This is a genomic window from Micromonospora sp. NPDC004540, from assembly GCF_040610095.1.
GTDB lineage: Bacteria > Actinomycetota > Actinomycetes > Mycobacteriales > Micromonosporaceae > Micromonospora.
This window is the reverse complement of record NZ_JBEXLR010000132.1, coordinates 1-15,237: the sequence shown is the minus strand read 5'-3', so window position 1 is coordinate 15,237 and position 15,237 is coordinate 1. Positions and strand designations below refer to the sequence as shown.

15 protein-coding genes are annotated in these 15,237 nt (G+C 72.1%); 6 read left to right on the top strand and 9 right to left on the bottom strand.

Annotation, left to right across the window (positions count from 1 at the left end):
* Positions 1-85 precede the first annotated feature (85 nt).
* Genes ABZV78_RS29040 through ABZV78_RS29030 form a run of 3 tightly spaced genes read right to left on the bottom strand, consistent with a single transcriptional unit; the run spans position 86 to position 2,532 of the window.
* Positions 86-940, bottom strand: a complete 855-nt coding sequence (locus ABZV78_RS29040) for an ABC transporter permease (protein WP_355643660.1) — start codon at positions 938-940, stop codon at positions 86-88.
* Positions 937-1,950 carry an ATP-binding cassette domain-containing protein gene (locus ABZV78_RS29035; protein WP_355643658.1) on the bottom strand — a complete coding sequence of 338 codons (1,014 nt, stop codon included), beginning with the start codon at positions 1,948-1,950 and terminating at the stop codon, positions 937-939. Before ABZV78_RS29035 ends, ABZV78_RS29040 begins: the two co-directional genes overlap by 4 nt.
* 27 nt (positions 1,951-1,977) lie before the next feature.
* Positions 1,978-2,532, bottom strand: a complete 555-nt coding sequence (locus tag ABZV78_RS29030; protein ID WP_355643656.1) for an NAD(P)H-dependent oxidoreductase — start codon at positions 2,530-2,532, stop codon at positions 1,978-1,980.
* Between the two features lie 129 nt (positions 2,533-2,661).
* Here ABZV78_RS29030 and ABZV78_RS29025 point away from each other — a divergent pair, with 129 nt between their 5' ends.
* A complete protein-coding gene (locus tag ABZV78_RS29025) occupies positions 2,662-3,162 on the top strand; it encodes a GNAT family N-acetyltransferase (protein WP_355643654.1) in 501 nt (166 codons plus the stop codon).
* 219 nt (positions 3,163-3,381) lie between these two features.
* Here the strand turns inward: ABZV78_RS29025 and ABZV78_RS29020 are convergent, their stop codons facing one another.
* The 3 genes from ABZV78_RS29020 to ABZV78_RS29010 all read right to left on the bottom strand — a co-directional run bounded on the left by ABZV78_RS29020 (position 3,382) and on the right by ABZV78_RS29010 (position 6,697).
* Positions 3,382-4,440, bottom strand: a complete 1,059-nt coding sequence (locus tag ABZV78_RS29020) for a glycosyltransferase family 2 protein (protein ID WP_355643652.1) — start codon at positions 4,438-4,440, stop codon at positions 3,382-3,384.
* Between the two features lie 458 nt (positions 4,441-4,898).
* A complete protein-coding gene (locus ABZV78_RS29015) occupies positions 4,899-5,882 on the bottom strand; it encodes an aldo/keto reductase (protein ID WP_355643650.1) in 984 nt (327 codons plus the stop codon).
* 65 nt (positions 5,883-5,947) lie between these two features.
* The gene (locus tag ABZV78_RS29010; RefSeq protein ID WP_355643648.1) at positions 5,948-6,697 is read right to left on the bottom strand and encodes an SDR family oxidoreductase; all 750 of its coding nucleotides are present in this window, start codon (positions 6,695-6,697) and stop codon (positions 5,948-5,950) included.
* 102 nt (positions 6,698-6,799) lie between these two features.
* On the opposite strand from ABZV78_RS29010, the gene ABZV78_RS29005 reads away from it, so the two are divergent.
* A complete protein-coding gene (locus tag ABZV78_RS29005; RefSeq protein ID WP_355643647.1) occupies positions 6,800-7,636 on the top strand; it encodes a helix-turn-helix transcriptional regulator in 837 nt (278 codons plus the stop codon).
* Positions 7,637-7,681: 45 nt separating this feature from the next.
* On the opposite strand, the gene ABZV78_RS29000 is transcribed toward ABZV78_RS29005, so the two are convergent.
* On the bottom strand, positions 7,682-8,536 hold the full coding sequence (locus ABZV78_RS29000; protein WP_355643645.1) for an aldo/keto reductase: 855 nt from the start codon (positions 8,534-8,536) through the stop codon (positions 7,682-7,684).
* Between the two features lie 185 nt (positions 8,537-8,721).
* Here ABZV78_RS29000 and ABZV78_RS28995 point away from each other — a divergent pair, with 185 nt between their 5' ends.
* Complete coding sequence (locus tag ABZV78_RS28995) at positions 8,722-9,024, top strand: hypothetical protein (RefSeq protein WP_355643643.1); 303 nt, start codon at positions 8,722-8,724, stop codon at positions 9,022-9,024.
* Here the strand turns inward: ABZV78_RS28995 and ABZV78_RS28990 are convergent.
* A complete protein-coding gene (locus ABZV78_RS28990; protein ID WP_355643642.1) occupies positions 9,006-9,998 on the bottom strand; it encodes a LysR substrate-binding domain-containing protein in 993 nt (330 codons plus the stop codon). The two genes, ABZV78_RS28995 and ABZV78_RS28990, sit on opposite strands and share 19 nt — an antisense overlap.
* Positions 9,999-10,046: 48 nt before the next feature.
* Here ABZV78_RS28990 and ABZV78_RS28985 point away from each other — a divergent pair, with 48 nt between their 5' ends.
* Both ABZV78_RS28985 and ABZV78_RS28980 read left to right on the top strand, forming a co-directional pair.
* Positions 10,047-10,928 (top strand): serine hydrolase, encoded by an 882-nt coding sequence (locus ABZV78_RS28985; protein WP_355643640.1) that lies wholly within the window; start codon positions 10,047-10,049, stop codon positions 10,926-10,928.
* A gap of 152 nt (positions 10,929-11,080) precedes the next feature.
* Positions 11,081-12,058 (top strand): MBL fold metallo-hydrolase, encoded by a 978-nt coding sequence (locus ABZV78_RS28980; protein ID WP_355643638.1) that lies wholly within the window; start codon positions 11,081-11,083, stop codon positions 12,056-12,058.
* A gap of 44 nt (positions 12,059-12,102) precedes the next feature.
* On the opposite strand, the gene ABZV78_RS28975 is transcribed toward ABZV78_RS28980, so the two are convergent.
* Positions 12,103-12,642 (bottom strand): DUF1697 domain-containing protein, encoded by a 540-nt coding sequence (locus tag ABZV78_RS28975; RefSeq protein ID WP_355643636.1) that lies wholly within the window; start codon positions 12,640-12,642, stop codon positions 12,103-12,105.
* 362 nt (positions 12,643-13,004) lie between these two features.
* Between ABZV78_RS28975 and ABZV78_RS28970 the strand changes: the two genes are divergently transcribed.
* Entirely contained in the window at positions 13,005-15,128 is a 2,124-nt protein-coding gene (locus ABZV78_RS28970; RefSeq protein WP_355643634.1) for a hypothetical protein, read from the top strand.
* The last annotated feature ends 109 nt before the right edge of the window (positions 15,129-15,237 follow it).

Here is a 15,237-nt window from a genome sequence, read left to right as displayed (position 1 = left end):
CGGCGACGGCGTCGGCCTCGGCGTTGGCCTCCCGGGTCGCGTCATTCGCGGCGTCCAGGGCGTCGACCCCCGTCGTCCCGTCGGGTCAGCGGCGGTTGTAGCGGTACATGGTGAGCGTGCCGAAGACGACCACGAATCCGGCGCTCCACAGCAGCAGCCACATGGTGTTCGTCGCGTCGGTCGACCCCGACATCGCGGCGCGTACGGCCGCGACCAGGTGGGTGACCGGGTTGGCCTTGACGAACGCCTGGAGCCAGCCCGGCATGGTGGCCGGGTCGACGAAGACGTTGCTCAGGAAGGTCAGCGGGAACAGCACCATCATGCTGACTCCCATCACCGACTTCTCGCTGCGCAGCACCAGGCCGAAGAACGTCCACACCCAGGAGAACGCGAACGAGAAGATCACCAGCAGGCCGATGCCGGCCAGCACCCCGACCGGCCCGCCGGCGGGGCGGAACCCGAGCGCCAGCCCCACCCCGAGGATGACCACCGCGGCGAGCACGTAGCGCAGCACGTCGCCGAAGATCATGCCGACCAGCGCGGCGGGTCGCCAGACCGGCAGGGTGCGGATCCGGTCGAAGACGCCCTTCTCGATGTCGTTGTTCAGCCCGACACCGGTGTACATGGTGATCATGACGACGCTGGTCACCATGATGCCGGGCAGGAAGAACTGCAGGTAGTCCCGCGGGCTGTCGGCGAGCGCGCCGCCGAACAGGTAGGTGAACATCAGCACCATGATGATCGGGAACGCGGTCACGTCGAAGAGCTGCTCCGGCACGTGCTTGATCTTCAGCATGGCCCGCCAGCCGAAGGTCAGCGACGCGGACAGCGCGCCCGGCCTCGGCGGCCGCTCGCCCGGGGCGAGGACCGTGGCCAACGCCTCGGCGGACGGCACGTAGACGGACGGCGGCCGCCCGGTCGTGGTCGCGGTGTCGCTCATCGGGCCGCCTCCAGTTCGTCGTCCCGCTCGTCCGTCGCCACGGCGGGGTGGTCGGTCAGGGCCAGGAACACCTCGTCGAGGCTCGGCTGGCCGAGGGAGAAGTCGTCCACCACGATGCCGGCCCGGGCCAGCTCGCCCAGGGCGCGCGCGGCCTGCTCGCCGGCCTCCAGGTCGGTGCCGTCCTCGCCGACCCGGGCAGTGAGGGCCACCGGGTCCGCCTCCAGCTGCACCGGAACGCCCAGCGCCGTCCGCAGCACCTGCTCGGCCCGGGGCCGTTCGCCGGCGTCGCGCAGTCGTACGTGGACGGTGCCGGAGCCGACCGACGACTTCAGCTCGCCCGGGGTGCCCTCCGCGATCACCCGGCCGTGGTCGACCACCGCGATGCGGCCGGCGAGCTGGTCGGCCTCGTCCAGGTACTGGGTGGTCAGCAGCACCGTGGTGCCGTGCGCGACCACGGCCCGGATGATCTCCCACACCTGGTTGCGGCTGCGCGGGTCCAGCCCGGTGGTCGGCTCGTCCAGGAAGAGCAGGTCGGGGGTGTTGAGGATGCTCGCTGCGATGTCGATCCGCCGCCGCATCCCGCCCGAGTACTTCTTCACCTGCCGGCCGGCCGCCTCGGTGAGGCCGAACGCGGCGAGCAGTTGGTCGGCCCGCTGCCGGGCCGCCGGCCGGTCCAGGCCGAGCAGCCGGCCCAGCAGGACCAGGTTCTCCGCCCCGGTCAGGTCCTCGTCGAGCGAGGCGTACTGGCCGGTCAGGCTGACCCGGGCGCGGACCGCGTCGGCCTCGGCGACGACGTCGTGCCCGAAGACCCGGGCCCGCCCGCCGTCCGGGCGCAGCAGGGTGGCCAGCACCCGCACGGCGGTGGTCTTGCCGGCGCCGTTCGGCCCGAGCAGGCCGTAGACGGTGCCGGCGGGGACCTGGAGGTCCAGGCCGTCGAGCGCGCGGGTCGAGCCGAACGACCGGACCAGGCCGTCGGCCTCGACGGCCGGGCCGGTGTTCCGGTTACTCATGATCACTACCTCTCTTCGTCGGGTGCCTCAGGAGACGTACGGGCGTGCCGCGCGCCCCTCGCGCAGCGCCAGGCCCCACCAGCAGAGCTCGTCGAGGAGCACCCGGACGTCCTGCCCGAGCTGCTCCTCGGCCCGCCCCGTCGGCTCGCCGTCGAGCAGGTCGACGCCGACGCTGTCCCGTACGGTCATCGCGTGCAGGGCGGTGAACACGGTCCGCAGCTGGTCGACCGCGTGCAGGCCGACCGACCGGCAGCCGTACGACACGAAGCCGACCGGCTTGGCCTGCCACTCGTCGTAGGCGTAGTCGATCGCCTGTTTCAACGAGGCCGGGAAGCTGTGGTTGTACTCCGGGGTGACCACCACGAACGCCTCCGCGCGGTTCACCTCCTGGACGAACGACCGCATCGCCGCCGTGGGCTCGGCCGGGAGGCTGGCCGGGAAGTCGTAGCCGGCGAGGTCGAGCACGGTCACCGCCAGCCCCTCGCGCCGGCGTGCCTGCGCGACGAACCAGCGACCGATCCGGTCGCCGATCCGTCCCTCCCGGGTGCTGCCGATGATGACGGCGAGCCGCAACGGCGTCATGCTCCCCTCCCGCTGGTGTCGGGCCTCAACCCGCAGGCGCCAGACGCCGACCGGCGGCCCGCCAGATCCGATCTGGCGGACGCGTGTCGGGGGCGGCTGCTTCAATCGGCGCCGGAGGAAGGGGACGGCATGACCGAGGTACGCCTCGCGCGGTGGAGCGCCGATGACCTGGCGCTGCTGCGGCAGCTCAACGCGCCGGAGGTGCGGGCGCACACGGGCGGTCCGGAGACCGACGAGCAGGTGCTCGCCCGGCACGAGCGCTACCTGCGGGGCCCCGGCCCGCGCAGCGGGCACATGTTCACCGTCGCGCTGCCGGACGGGACGAAGGTGGGCAGCGTCGGCTACTGGGCGCGGGAGTGGCGCGGCGAGCCGGTCTACGAGATGGGCTGGGCGGTGCTGCCGGCGTACCAGGGGCGAGGGCTGGCGAGCGCGGCGGTGCGGGCGGTGATCGCGGAGGCCGCGGCACACGGCGATCGGCGTTTCGCGCACGCCTATCCGTCGGTGGACCACCCGGCGTCGAACGCGGTGTGCCGCAAGGCCGGGTTCACGCTGCTCGGCGAGACGGAATTCGAATACCCGCCGGGGCACCTGATGCGGTCCAACGACTGGCGCATCGACCTGAGCGGGTGACGGTCGGGGGTGCCCCGCGCGGAGCGCGCTCGGGGCACCCCTCGGCGGTCAGCGGGACCTGCGGAGCTTCGGAGCGATTCGCATCAGGGCCGATCCCGCGGCCACCATGGCGAACCCCGCCAGGACGACCCAGAGGGTGTTGGCTCCCGTAACAGCCAGGCCACCAGAGGTGGCCGCACCAGCAGCCGCAGGGGCGGTCACATTGTTGTACATCTCTTGTTACCAGTTCCTCTCTCGACGAAGGACAAAATCGGCGTAGGCCTTTGCGTGCACGAACTGGAGAAAGATGTCAAGAACCAGCTCGTACATCGTTGCCGAGGCAAGCATGTATTTCCAGCCGCGATAGCGGATGGTCACCACCCGCTCGACGACGAAAATGCTGGAAACCGCCAGCCAGAACGGCTGCACACGGATCTCGCGGTACACGCCTACGCTGTACGCGAGCGACCCCAGATAGGCGAATGTGGTGAGTACGCCAAGCAGCGTTATCAACTGCCTGCCCCAGTACGGCCACGTCACGCGCGTGATCCCGTACTGGAAGCAGTTCTCCACGGCTCCCCGTTTCCAGCGGAGACGTTGTCTCCAGAGGTCACGCCACGTGCCCATGACCTCCGTGACCAGTGAACACTCCTTGGGTGAAAGCACCGTGTAGCCGAGATGACGCAGTGCGAAGGTCATCTCGTTGTCCTCGGTCAGGACGGTGGTGTCGTACACCCCGCCCGCTCCGTCACCCGCGGGGAGCCGGCCACTGAGTCTCGCCCGTGAGACCTCCTGAAGGGTCCCTGCCCGGAAGACGGCAGCCGTGCCGGCGACCACGAGGCACTTCCCGTTCAACCGCGCAACGTCCCGGGCGTACCGCACGTACTCGTTGCGTTGCAGGTGGCCGACGAATCCGCTGCCGTTGCTGCCCCGGAACACGCCGCCGACGGCACCCAGCCTCCGGTCGGCACCCAGCTTCGCCACCGCGTGATTCAGGAAATGAGGGTCCAGGACCGAGTCGGCATCCACCACCATGACGAAGTCGTCGGCCGCCAGCCGTGGTAGCAGTTGTCCAAGTGCCTGATTCAGCGCACCCGCCTTCTTGTGCTGGTTCTTGAACGTCGTGAAGACGTACGCACCAGCCTCGGCGGCAAGTCTGGCCGTCTCATCTCGACAATTGTCGGCGACGACCACGACCATTGTGGGCCGGTACGTCTGCTGCCGCAGGGCGGTGACCGACTGACTGATCCCCTGGGCCTCGTCATGCGCCGGCACCAGCACCACGAGCTTCCCGGGCACCTTGGCACTGCCACGAGTTGCGTCCGCTCCGCTCCTCGTCGAGTGCCGCGCATCGCGCCGGCCATCCTCGCCACCCCGACGGGGCCGCGAGTGCTTGCCGGGCATGTACTTTTTCCTTCCGGTCGTCGATGGTCGCTCGCGGTTCGGTCGCCCGGCTGTGGGGGCGGCGAGGAGCGGCGATCGCGGCCGCGAGATGTCCGGCCGTCTGGTCCGTCCCAGTATTGAGCGGCCCTGACCTGCAACTCCATGCCGACACGCTTCGATCTACCCACCTGACTGTCGCGTCAGTCAGACCCGGTTTGCCCGTTTCCTTCGCGGGACGACCGCGACGATCTGCCGGCGCGGACCCGGGGGGCTCGGCGGTGCGGGTGGCCGGGCCGTGCGGATGGTCAGCGCGGCCCGCCGAACGGTCGACCGACGTTGCCGGCGCGAAGCGGGTCACCGTCCGACCACCGGCGTCAGCGGGCCGCGTCCAGCCGGGTCCGCTGCTCGTCGCTCAGCTCCAGGTCGACCGCCGCGAGGCTCTCCTCCAACTGCGCGACCGAGGAGAAGCCGACCAGCGGGATCGCCGGCACCTCCCCGCCCAGCAACCAGGCGAGCACCACCTGGTTGACCGTCGCGCCGGTCTCCCCGGCCACCGCGCGCAGCGCCGCCAGCCGGGCCGGGGTGCTCGGCAGGGCGTACTCCTCGCCGAGGCGTTCCGGCTTCGCGTAGGCGCCCTTGAGCAGCGGCGAGTACGCCACCAGCGTGAGCCGCGGCTCGGCCCGCAGGTAGCTGGCCAGGTCCGGGCCGACCCAGCCGACGTCGCCGTCCGGGTCCAGGTCCCCCGGCAGGTCCAGCCGGCGGGGCAGGTAGCTGCGGTGGTACTGGAGCACCTCGTAGCCGGGGAGGCCGGCCGCGGCGGCGAGGGCGCGGGCCCGCTCGACCCGCCAGGCGCGGTGGTTGCTGGCGCCCAGCAGCCCGACCGTGCCCTCGGCGACCAGGTCCGCGAAGCCCTGGACCGTCTCCTCCGGCGGCACGGTCCGGTCCTCGATGTGCGCGTAGAGCAGGTCGAGCCGGTCCACGCCGAGCCGTTCCCGGCTGCGCTCGGCCGACTCGCGGATCACCTTGGCCGACAGGCCCTCGGCGTTGTCCACGTAGCTGGTGCCCGGGGCGAGGGGACGGGCGCCGAGCTTGGTGGCGATGACCACCTCGCCGCCGACGCCGCGGCTGCGCCGCCAGCGGCCCAGCAGCTCCTCGCTCTCCCCGCCCTGGCCCCCGTTCTGCCAGAACGCGTAGTTGTCCGAGGTGTCGATGAAGGTGCCGCCGGCATCGACGTAGCGGTCGAGGATGGCGTACGAGGTGGCCTCGTCGGTGGCGGTGCCGAAGAGCATCGCGCCGAGGCTGAGCACGCTGACCTCGCGCCGGGTGGCCGGGTCGGTGCCGATGGTGCGGTAGCGCATGGAGTCCTCCCCGTCGAAAGCGGTGCCACCACCCTCCACCTTCGAGTGCGCGCGAAGTCAAACCGTCACCAGGGCAGCACCCCGTAGCCGCCGCCGGCGTCCATCTGGTAGCCCCAGAGCAGGCCGCTCGGCGCGTCCGGGGCCAGGGTGGCCAGGTGCACGCTCACCTCCGCGCCCTCCTCGGCGGTCCGGAAGCCGCTGTGGTGGTTGAGGTCGGTGGCGCAGTAACCGGGGTTGGCCGCGTTCACCTTGATCGAGGTTTCCCGCAGCTCCTTGGCGTACATGGCGGTGACCATGTTCAGCGCCGTCTTCGAGGAGGGGTACGGGATCGAGGTCAGCGCGAACAGGGCACCCTCCGGGTCGGTCATCACCGCGATCGAGCCGACCTCGCTGGAGACGTTCACGATCCGGGCGGCCGGCGCTCGGCGCAGCAGCGGCAGCAGCGCGTTGGTCACCGCGACCACGCCGAACACGTTCGTCTCGTAGACCTCGCGCAGGGTGCTCAGGGTGGTCTCGCTGGGCAGCGCCGACCCGTCGGCCCGGATGATGCCCGCGTTGTTGACCAGCACGTCCAGGTGGCCGTACTCCCGCTCGACCAGCTCGGCCACGGCGGCGACCGACTTCTCGTCGGTGACGTCCAGCGGCACGGACCGGGCGTCCGCACCGCCGGCGCGCAGCTCGCGTTCCGCCTGCTGGCCCCGCGCGGCGTCCCGTGCGCCGACCAGCACGGTCATCCCGCGCGCGCCGAGCTGCCGGGCGGTGGCCAGGCCGATTCCCTTGTTGGCCCCGGTGACCAGGGCGATCGTCGTCGTCATGCGGTCGAGGCTGCCGCCGTGCGCGAGCCGGCGGGAGAGCCCCGCCGAGGCTGGTACCGGCGGTACCACCTCCGGTGGCCCGCGGCGCGGCAGGCTTGGGGCATGAGCACGTTGCGTCGCGACGAGCTGGCGGGCTTCCTGCGCGCCCGCCGCGCCCGGTTGCGCCCCGCCGAGGTCGGCCTTCCCGAGGGGGTACGCCGCCGCACGCCGGGCCTGCGCCGCCAGGAGGTCGCCCAGCTCGCCGGCATGTCCATCGACTACTACATCCGGCTGGAGCAGGGTCGCGGGCCGCGCCCGTCCGGGCAGATCCTCGCCGCGCTGGCCCGGGCGCTGCTGCTCACCCGCGACGAGCGGGCGTACCTGTTCCGGGTCGCCGGGGAGAGTCCGCCGGACGCGACCGGGCCCAGCCGGGAGGTGCCGCCGGGAATGCGGCACCTGCTCGACGCGATGTCGGAGACACCCGCGTACCTGGTCGACGCCGCGTACGAGATTCTGGCCTGGAACCAGCTGGCCGCCTGGTTCGTCGGCGACCTGTCGGCGGTGCCGGCCGGGGAGCGCAGCATGGTGCGCTGGATGTTCGGCCGGACGGTGCCCGAGTCGCACTGGGCCGACCCGGAGGTGCTGCGCTTCGCCCGGACCACCGTGGCCGACCTGCGGGCCGCGTACGGCCGCTATCCGGCCGACCCGGCGCTGGCCGCGCTGGTCACCGAGCTGCTCGGGCTGTCCCCGCGGTTCGCCGCGCTCTGGGCCGAGCACGAGGTGGGGGAGCGGCGCCCGACCGTCAAGCGGGTCGCCCACCCGGAGCTGGGGCCGCTGGAGTTCGAGTGCCGGGTGCTGCACGTGCCGGAGACCGACCAGCGGCTGATCGTCTACGTCGCCGCGCCGGGGTCGCCGACCGAGGCCGCGTTCCGCCGGGTCGCCGAGCGGGTCCATTCCTGAACCCGCGACCGGGGCCCGGCTGCCGGGCCCGGCCGCGGTGGCGGCTCATGCCGGCACGTAGTCGAAGGTGTCCGGGTTCGGCCCCTGCCGGCCCGCCTCGCCCTTGTTCAGCCCGTTGATCCGGTCCATCGTCGCGTCGTCCAGCTCGAAGTCGAAGATCCGGAAGTTCTCCTCGATCCGGCTCGGCGTGGTCGACTTCGGGAAGACGATGTCGCCGCGCTGCACGTGCCAGCGCAGCACCACCTGCGCCGGGGTCCGGCCGACCTCCTCGGCGATGTCGACGACGGTCGGGTCGTCGAGCACCTTGCCCTGGGCGATCGGCGACCACGCCTCGGTGAGGATGTTGTGCGCCTTCCCGTAGGCACGCACCTCCTCGTTGCCGAAGTACGGGTGCGCCTCGATCTGGTTCACCGCCGGCGTGATCTCCGCCTCGGCGGCCAGCCGCTCAAGGTGGGGCACCTGGAAGTTGGAGACGCCGATCGACCGCGCCCGGCCGTCGCGCTGGAACTCCTCCAGCGCCCGCCAGGTGGAGACGAAGTCGCCGTCGTAGAGGGTCGGCAGTGGCCAGTGGATGAGGAACAGGTCGAGGTAGTCGAACTTCAGCTCCGCGAGGGTCGACTCGAACGCCTTGCGGGCGTCGTCGGGGCGGTGAAAGGCGTTGTTCAGCTTGCTGGTGACGAAGACCTCGCTCCGGTCCAGCCCGGAGCTGCGCACGGCCTGGCCGACCTCGGCCTCGTTGCCGTACATCTCGGCCGTGTCGATGTGCCGGTAGCCGATCTCGAGCGCCGTGGAGACGGCCTGCGCGGTGTCCTTCGGGTCGATCTGGAAGACCCCGAAGCCGAGCTGCGGGATGGTGTTGCCGTCGTTGAGCGAGATGTTGGGAACGCTGTTCGGGGCCATGGAAGCCTCATCTCCGATCGTCCGGGTGCCCGGGAACGCTTCCACGCGCGGCGCCGGGCCTGCCACCAGGCTTCTCTACCCGTTCGACCCGGCTCGTCACGGCCGCCGCCGGGTGATCTGCGCCGCCACCATGCGGCTGCCTCCCGGCGCAAGGTCGGCCACATGCATCAATGCAAGTCGATCCTGTGTGTCGCTGGCCCATATCGGCTCCCATCGATGGAAGGCGAGAATCCGGCAACGCCAGCGGCTGCGCCATCACGATCACGGCCGGCACCGAGGTCGGTCACGCCAGCGGCACCTACAGCCACTGGAACGGCTACAAGGTCGACATCGCCCCGAGCACGTGCATCCAGAACTACATCTCCGCCGCCTACACCTACGTCGGCTACATCTCGGGCTTCGGTTACCAGTACCGCGCTCCCTCCGGCAACCTCTACACCAAGGAGGGCAACCACTGGGACATCCTCTACTACACCTGCGGCTGCTGACCGACGCTCGTCCCGCCCTGGCCGGCCTCGAAGAGCACCGGCCAGGGCCGGGCGGCCGACGCGAGCGCCGCCGTCGCCGGTGCCGGCTCCGCGACGGCCAGCACCTCGGCCGCGAGCTGCCCGAACATCGGGGCCGCCGGGTGCCCCGCCCGGGCCGGCCAGGCTGCCGAGGTGCGCTTGACCAGCGGCGCGTCGACCAGCGGCCGCCAGGCGATCCGCGGCTCGCGGCGGGCCACCGACTCCGGTTCCAGGGCGACCGCGCCACCGGCCAGCAGCAGCCCGAACAGGAACTCGGGGTTGCGGGCCGGACGGACCCGGGCGGGCACGAAGCCGTGCCGGCGGCAGACTGCCAGCAGGTGCCCGTGCCAGCCGGGCGCGGTGGCCGGCGGTGCGGTGATCAGGTCGAGGCCGGCCAGGTCGGCCAGCCGGACCTCGCGGGCCCGGGCCGGCGGAGCGGCCCGGGGCAGCAGCACCCCGACCGGCGCGTCCACGGCCGGGCCGAAGCGCAGCCCGGCCTCCTCCACCGGGTGGTGCAGCAGGCCGACGTCGAGCCGCCCCTCGGCCAGCATCCGCCGCTGCTCGGCGCTGGTCAGCTCGTGCAGGTCCAGGTCGAGCCCGGGCGCCCGGGCGGCGAGCCCGTCGAGCAGCGCGCGCAGCGTCACGGCCGGGGTCTCCGGGGGTACGCCGGCGCGCAGCACGCCGAGCGCGCCCCGGCGTACCTGGTCGACCAGGTTGCGCAGCCGGCGCTCCCCGGCGAGCAGTTCGTCGGCCTCGCCGAGCAGGAGCTGGCCGGCCGTGGTGAGCCGGACCCGCCGCTGCGACCGGTCGAAGAGGGTGGCGCCCAGCTCGCGTTCCAGCCGCTGGATCGACTGGCTCAGCGGCGGCTGCGCCATGCCCAGCACCTCGGCCGCCCGCCCGAAGTGCAGCTCCCGGGCCACCACCACGAAGTGCCGCAGGTGTCGCAGCAGGTCCACGACGGGCACCCTACGCCCGCCCCGGCCGCCGCTGGTTAGCGTGTCGGGGTGAGCGCGGAGCGGATCGGGGACATCTTCCAGCGGGCCGGGATCGGCGGCTGCCTGCACGTCGTGGACGTCGACGCGCCCGGGCGGGAGGTGGCGCTGCGCGCCGACGAGCAGGTGGTGATCGCCTCGGTGTTCAAGATCCTGCTGGCGCTGGAGTTCGCCCGGCAGGCCGTCGCCGGGCAGCTCGACCCGGTCGAGCGGGTGCTGGTCGGCGCCGCCGACCGGCTCGGCGGCTGGGGCGTCGCCGGCTGCGCCGACGACGTCGAGGTGTCCCTGCGCGACCTGGCCTACTTCGCCATGTCGGTCAGCGACAACACGGCCGCCGACCTGCTGCTGCGCCGGGTCGGCCCGGACGTGCTGCCGATGCTCGCCGCCGAGTTGGACCTGCCGCGTACCCGGATCGTCGGCGGCCCCCGCCAGCTGGTCGAGACGATGCTCGCCGACGTGGGAGCCCGCACCGAGGCCGACTTCGCCCGGATCTTCCCCACCCTGCCGCCGGAGCGGGTCCGGGCCATGCGGGTCTTCGACCCGGCGCACACCACCTCCAGCACGGCCCGGGAGATGACCCGGCTGCTCGGCCTGATCTGGCGGGACGAGGCGGGGCCGCCCGCCGCGTGCGCGATGGTCCGCGAGCTGATGGCCCGGCAGCTCTTCTGGACCCGGCTCGCCGCCGGCTTCCCGCCCGGCGTGCGGGTCGCCGGAAAGACCGGCACGCTGCCCGGCCTGCACCTGGAGGCGGGGGTCGTCGAGTATCCCGACGGCGGCCGGTACGCGGTCGCGGTCTTCGCCCGCACCGAGCGGCTCAGCACCCGCCGGATCGACGTGGACCTGGCCATGGGGGAGGCCGCCCGGGTCGCCGTCGAGGCCCTGCGCGCCGGCTGATTTCGCGGCCGCGCCGGCTCGCGCCGGGTGCCGTGACCTGCGGTGATATCCGGTCACGTATCGGCCGTGCCGCCGGTCGATCTTGGACATCGGCGGGCGGCCGGTGGTGGGGTGGGCGTACCGATCAGCCTGCTCCACGGGGAGGACGCTCCATGCTCGACGAACGGTCCTACGACCGCCGCCGTTTCCTGCGCGACGCCGCGGTCGGCGCCGCCGCCGTGTCCACCGCCGGCCTCGCCGCCGGCACGCCGGCCCGGGCCGCCACCACCACCGCCCCGGCCGCCGGAGCCCGGCGCTCCGGCGCGGTCAGCTTCCGCTGGTGGGGCACGTCCGGCTGGCGAATCGACATCGGCGACCGCACGGTGCTGGTCGACCCGTACCTGAGCCGCTACGACACCGGGCTGTTCCGGGGCGCCTTCGACCCGGACACCGCGCTCACGGTGGACACCGCCGTCATCGACCCGCTCGTGGACCGGGCCGAGAACATCCTGGTCACGCACACCCACTGGGACCACTTCAACGACGTGCCGCACATCGCCGGGCGGACCGGCGCCCGGGTGGTCGGCACGCTGACCGCCTACCACCTCGGGCTGGCGTACGGGGTGCCGGCCGGTCAGCTCGCCCCGGTCAAGGGCGGCGAGGTGCTCGACTTCGGCGGCTACACGGTCGAGGTGGTCAGCTCCCTGCACAGCCGCAACGGCTCGTGGTCGCTGGCCTTCCCGGGCGTACGGGTCAGCCAGCCGCCGAAGCCGGAGAGGATCTCCGACCTGCCCGAGGGGGACACCCTGGCGTACCAGATCCGCGTCGACGGGGGACCGTCGGTGTTCTTCATGGGGGCGAGCGACTTCGCCGAGCGCAACCTGGTCGGGCTGGCCCCCGACGTGGCGATGGTGGCCTCCGCCGCGACCACCGCCACCGCCGACTACGTGCCGCGGTTGATGGCCGCTCTCGACCACCCGAAGGTCGTGGTGCCGGTGCACTGGGACAACTTCGAGACCCCGCTGACCAACCCGCCGGCGGTGGCGCCGAGCGACCGGAAGCGCCTCGACGACCTGATCGCCGCGGTGCGGAGGGCGTCGCCGCGCAGCCAGGTGCTGGTGCCGGAGTACCGCACGGCGTACCACTTCTGAGACCCGTCGCGGAGGGGCCGGGCCACGGGGGCCGGCCCCTCCGCTCAGCCGGCGGTCAGGTCGCGCAGGGCCAGTAAGGACTTCCAGTTCCGGGTGGTCGCCACCACGCCCAGCTTCTTCTCCAGGTGGGTGTTGGTGAACTTGCTCCGCCCGTAGCCGCCGTCGGGGAAGTGCAGGTGCACCTCGCGGCCGTCGACCGCGAACTCCAGGTTCTCCCCGTCCGGCACGGCCAGGCCCTTGACCTTGGCCGGGCTCGGCGCGGCGGAGAGGAAGGCGACCAGCACCCGCGTGGGGTCGTCCTGCTTCCCGGCGTACGGGCTGGCCGCCGCGACCGCCGCGAGTTCGTCGCCGCTGCGCACCAGCACCGGCACGCGCAGGTCCAGTTCGTCGGCGAGCCTCCGCGCGATGCCGTCGGCCAGGACGTCGTCCTTCGTCGGCGGGCTGCTGAAGACGACGTTGCCGCTCTGCAGGTAGGTCTTGACGTCCTCGTGCCCGAGGTCGGTGACGAGGCGGCGCAGGTCGGCCATGGCGAGGCGGGTGGTGCCGACGTTGACGCCCCGCAGCAGGGCGGCGTAGCGGGCCATCGGGATCCTCCTCGTCTCGTCCTCACTCGACTCGGCACCCAGCCTAGGGCCCGTCGGCCGGCCGGGCATGCGGCCGCGTCAGCCCGGCCGGGTGACCGGGGAGCAGCCTCCCGACCGGTCCGGGAATGTGCCGGGGTCCGCCGGGCGGCGCGGGGCGGGTCGTCCGTACGGCGGGAGGCGAGGCCCGTTCGTGTCGCATTTGTGACCTGTCGCCGCTTCGCAACCCACCGTCGAAAGTGGTTGCCTGAAGCAAATTACCCTGCTCAGCTGCTGCCTTCGGCGGCGACGACGGGGCAACTGCTCAACCGACGGCGGTGGCCGGAGCTGATCACCGCCTCACTGCAGGAGGCATCCGCGTGCGAATGAGACGACCGAGCCGGATCGCGGCCGCGGTGGCGGGCGTGACGGCGCTCGCCTTCACGGCTTCGGCCCCGGCCCAGGCCAACGACCACGAGAACCTTCCCGGCGAGCCGACCATCACGCTGCCGATCAACGACAGCGCGGCGGGCGGCACCTACAACCAGGACTTCACCCGGGTCTACGCCAACACCACGCCGGATGGCACCCCGGTCTACATCTACGTCCCGAAGGGCACCCCGCTCGACGGCACCGCGCCGGCCGGCGTGGCCAGCCTCGACCCGCAGTTCGACCACAACCCGGGCGACGCGTTCACTCCCTGCGCCACCGCCACCGCGGCGCAGTTCGCCCTCACCCAGGCGCAGATCAACTACGTCGGCGACAAGCTCGCCAACCAGATCGTCGCCGTCGACGAGGAGCACTTCGGCCTGATGGACGCGGCCGACCCGGACGAGCCGGCCAGCGACTCGCTGGTCATGGTGCTCTACAACATCCAGGACGACGCCTACTACGACTGCGCGCAGACGTCGTACACGGCCGGCTACTTCGCGCCGGACTTCATCGACAGCAACGGCATGAACGTCATCGTGGTCGACGCCCTGGACTGGGCCAACCGGGTCGGCCCGAACGACTCGCCGTGGCGGGACAACAACCCGGCCAACGACCGCCCGGAGCTGTACGAGGGCACCGTCGCCCACGAGCTGCAGCACCTGCTGCACAACTACAGCGACGCGGGCGAGCTGTCCTGGGTCGACGAGGGCCTGGCCGACTTCGCCATCTTCCTCAACGGCCTGGACGCCGGTGGCTCGCACCTGACCAACCACCAGGTCCTGTACGAGGAGACGTCGCTGACCCGGTGGGGCGGCACCCTCGCCAACTACGGCGCCTCGTTCACCTACTTCCAGTACCTGTGGGAGCAGGCCGGCGGCAACGGCGACGGCACCTACACCCCCGACAAGCAGTACGACGGCAAGGCCGGTGACCTGCTCATCAAGAAGATCTTCGAGGAGCAGGCGGACGGCATGACCGGCGTGCAGAACGCCATCGACGACTTCAACGCGCAGACCGGCGCGCACCTGCGCAGCGCGGCCGACCTGTTCCGCGACTGGTCGGTGGCGGTCTACCTGGACGACGAGGACTCGCCGATCTACGACATCAAGGCGTTCAACTTCGGCGACCCCGCCGACACCTCGTGGACCATGGACATCGCCGACGACGTCTTCTGGGCGGGCCGGGGCAGCTACCAGGGCTCCACCCCGGAGGCCAAGTGGGCGCGGCTGAAGAACCGGCCCGACACCACCGCCGTGCCGTTCGGCATGTCGGTCGAGCGGTTCCGCAACCCCGGCCCGACCGTGGCGCTGGCGTTCGACGGCGACGACGAGACGGCGGTCCCGCCGCACAGCGGCACCACCCACTGGTACGCCGGGTACGAGAGCCAGAACGACAACATCCTCGACGTCACCACCTCCGGCGGGGTCACCTCGCTCGACTTCTGGAGCTGGTACTTCATCGAGGAGGGCTGGGACTACGGCTTCGTCGAGGCCCTGGTCAACGGCAACTGGGTCACGGTGCCGGTGCGCACCGACGCCGGGCAGGTGGTCACCACCAACGACGACCCGCACGGCAACAACGAGGAGGGCAACGGCCTGACCGGCACCTCCGGCGGTCGGTACTTCGTGGACGACCCGGTCTACCAGCACCTCACCGCCGACCTGCCGGCCGGCACCACGGACGTGCGCTTCCGGTACTCCACCGACGCCGCGTACATGGACACCGGCTGGTTCGTCGACGACGTGCGGGTCAACGGCGCCGAGGCGAACCTCACCTCGGCGGCGGGCAACTGGTTCGCTACCAACGGCGTGCAGAACAACAACTGGACCGTCCAGGTGGTAAGCCACTGCGACCTCACCCCGGGCGTCACCTCGGCGGGGGAGACCACCGACGGTGCCGGCAACTGGGTCTACCGGTCCACCGGCGACCAGTTCACCGCCAGCGGCCTGCAGACCAAGTGCGCCAACGGCAACCAGGACGACTTCGCCGTCCTGATCTCCAACCTGCCGACCGGTGACCTCACGTACCTGGACGCGGACTACACCTTCCGGGTGAAGAACACCGGCAACACGAAGTAGCTCTCCCACCCGTCGGGGGGGCGCCCCCCCCCCGCGGCGGGGCCCCCCCCCCCCACGAGCCGCTGCCGGTCGCCGAGGCGGTCGGGCTGGGCTTCACCCCGTGCGGCCG

Bases quoted from the DNA above. Each gene is read 5' to 3' on its own strand.
- ABZV78_RS29040 (WP_355643660.1), bottom strand. From the start codon at position 940: ATGAGCGACACCGCGACCACGACCGGGCGGCCGCCGTCCGTCTACGTG.
- ABZV78_RS29035 (WP_355643658.1), bottom strand. From the start codon at position 1,950: ATGAGTAACCGGAACACCGGCCCGGCCGTCGAGGCCGACGGCCTGGTC.
- ABZV78_RS29030 (WP_355643656.1), bottom strand. From the start codon at position 2,532: ATGACGCCGTTGCGGCTCGCCGTCATCATCGGCAGCACCCGGGAGGGA.
- ABZV78_RS29025 (WP_355643654.1), top strand. From the start codon at position 2,662: ATGACCGAGGTACGCCTCGCGCGGTGGAGCGCCGATGACCTGGCGCTG.
- ABZV78_RS29015 (WP_355643650.1), bottom strand. From the start codon at position 5,882: ATGCGCTACCGCACCATCGGCACCGACCCGGCCACCCGGCGCGAGGTC.
- ABZV78_RS29010 (WP_355643648.1), bottom strand. From the start codon at position 6,697: ATGACGACGACGATCGCCCTGGTCACCGGGGCCAACAAGGGAATCGGC.
- ABZV78_RS29005 (WP_355643647.1), top strand. From the start codon at position 6,800: ATGAGCACGTTGCGTCGCGACGAGCTGGCGGGCTTCCTGCGCGCCCGC.
- ABZV78_RS29000 (WP_355643645.1), bottom strand. From the start codon at position 8,536: ATGGCCCCGAACAGCGTTCCCAACATCTCGCTCAACGACGGCAACACC.
- ABZV78_RS28980 (WP_355643638.1), top strand. From the start codon at position 11,081: ATGCTCGACGAACGGTCCTACGACCGCCGCCGTTTCCTGCGCGACGCC.
- ABZV78_RS28975 (WP_355643636.1), bottom strand. From the start codon at position 12,642: ATGGCCCGCTACGCCGCCCTGCTGCGGGGCGTCAACGTCGGCACCACC.
- ABZV78_RS28970 (WP_355643634.1), top strand. From the start codon at position 13,005: ATGAGACGACCGAGCCGGATCGCGGCCGCGGTGGCGGGCGTGACGGCG.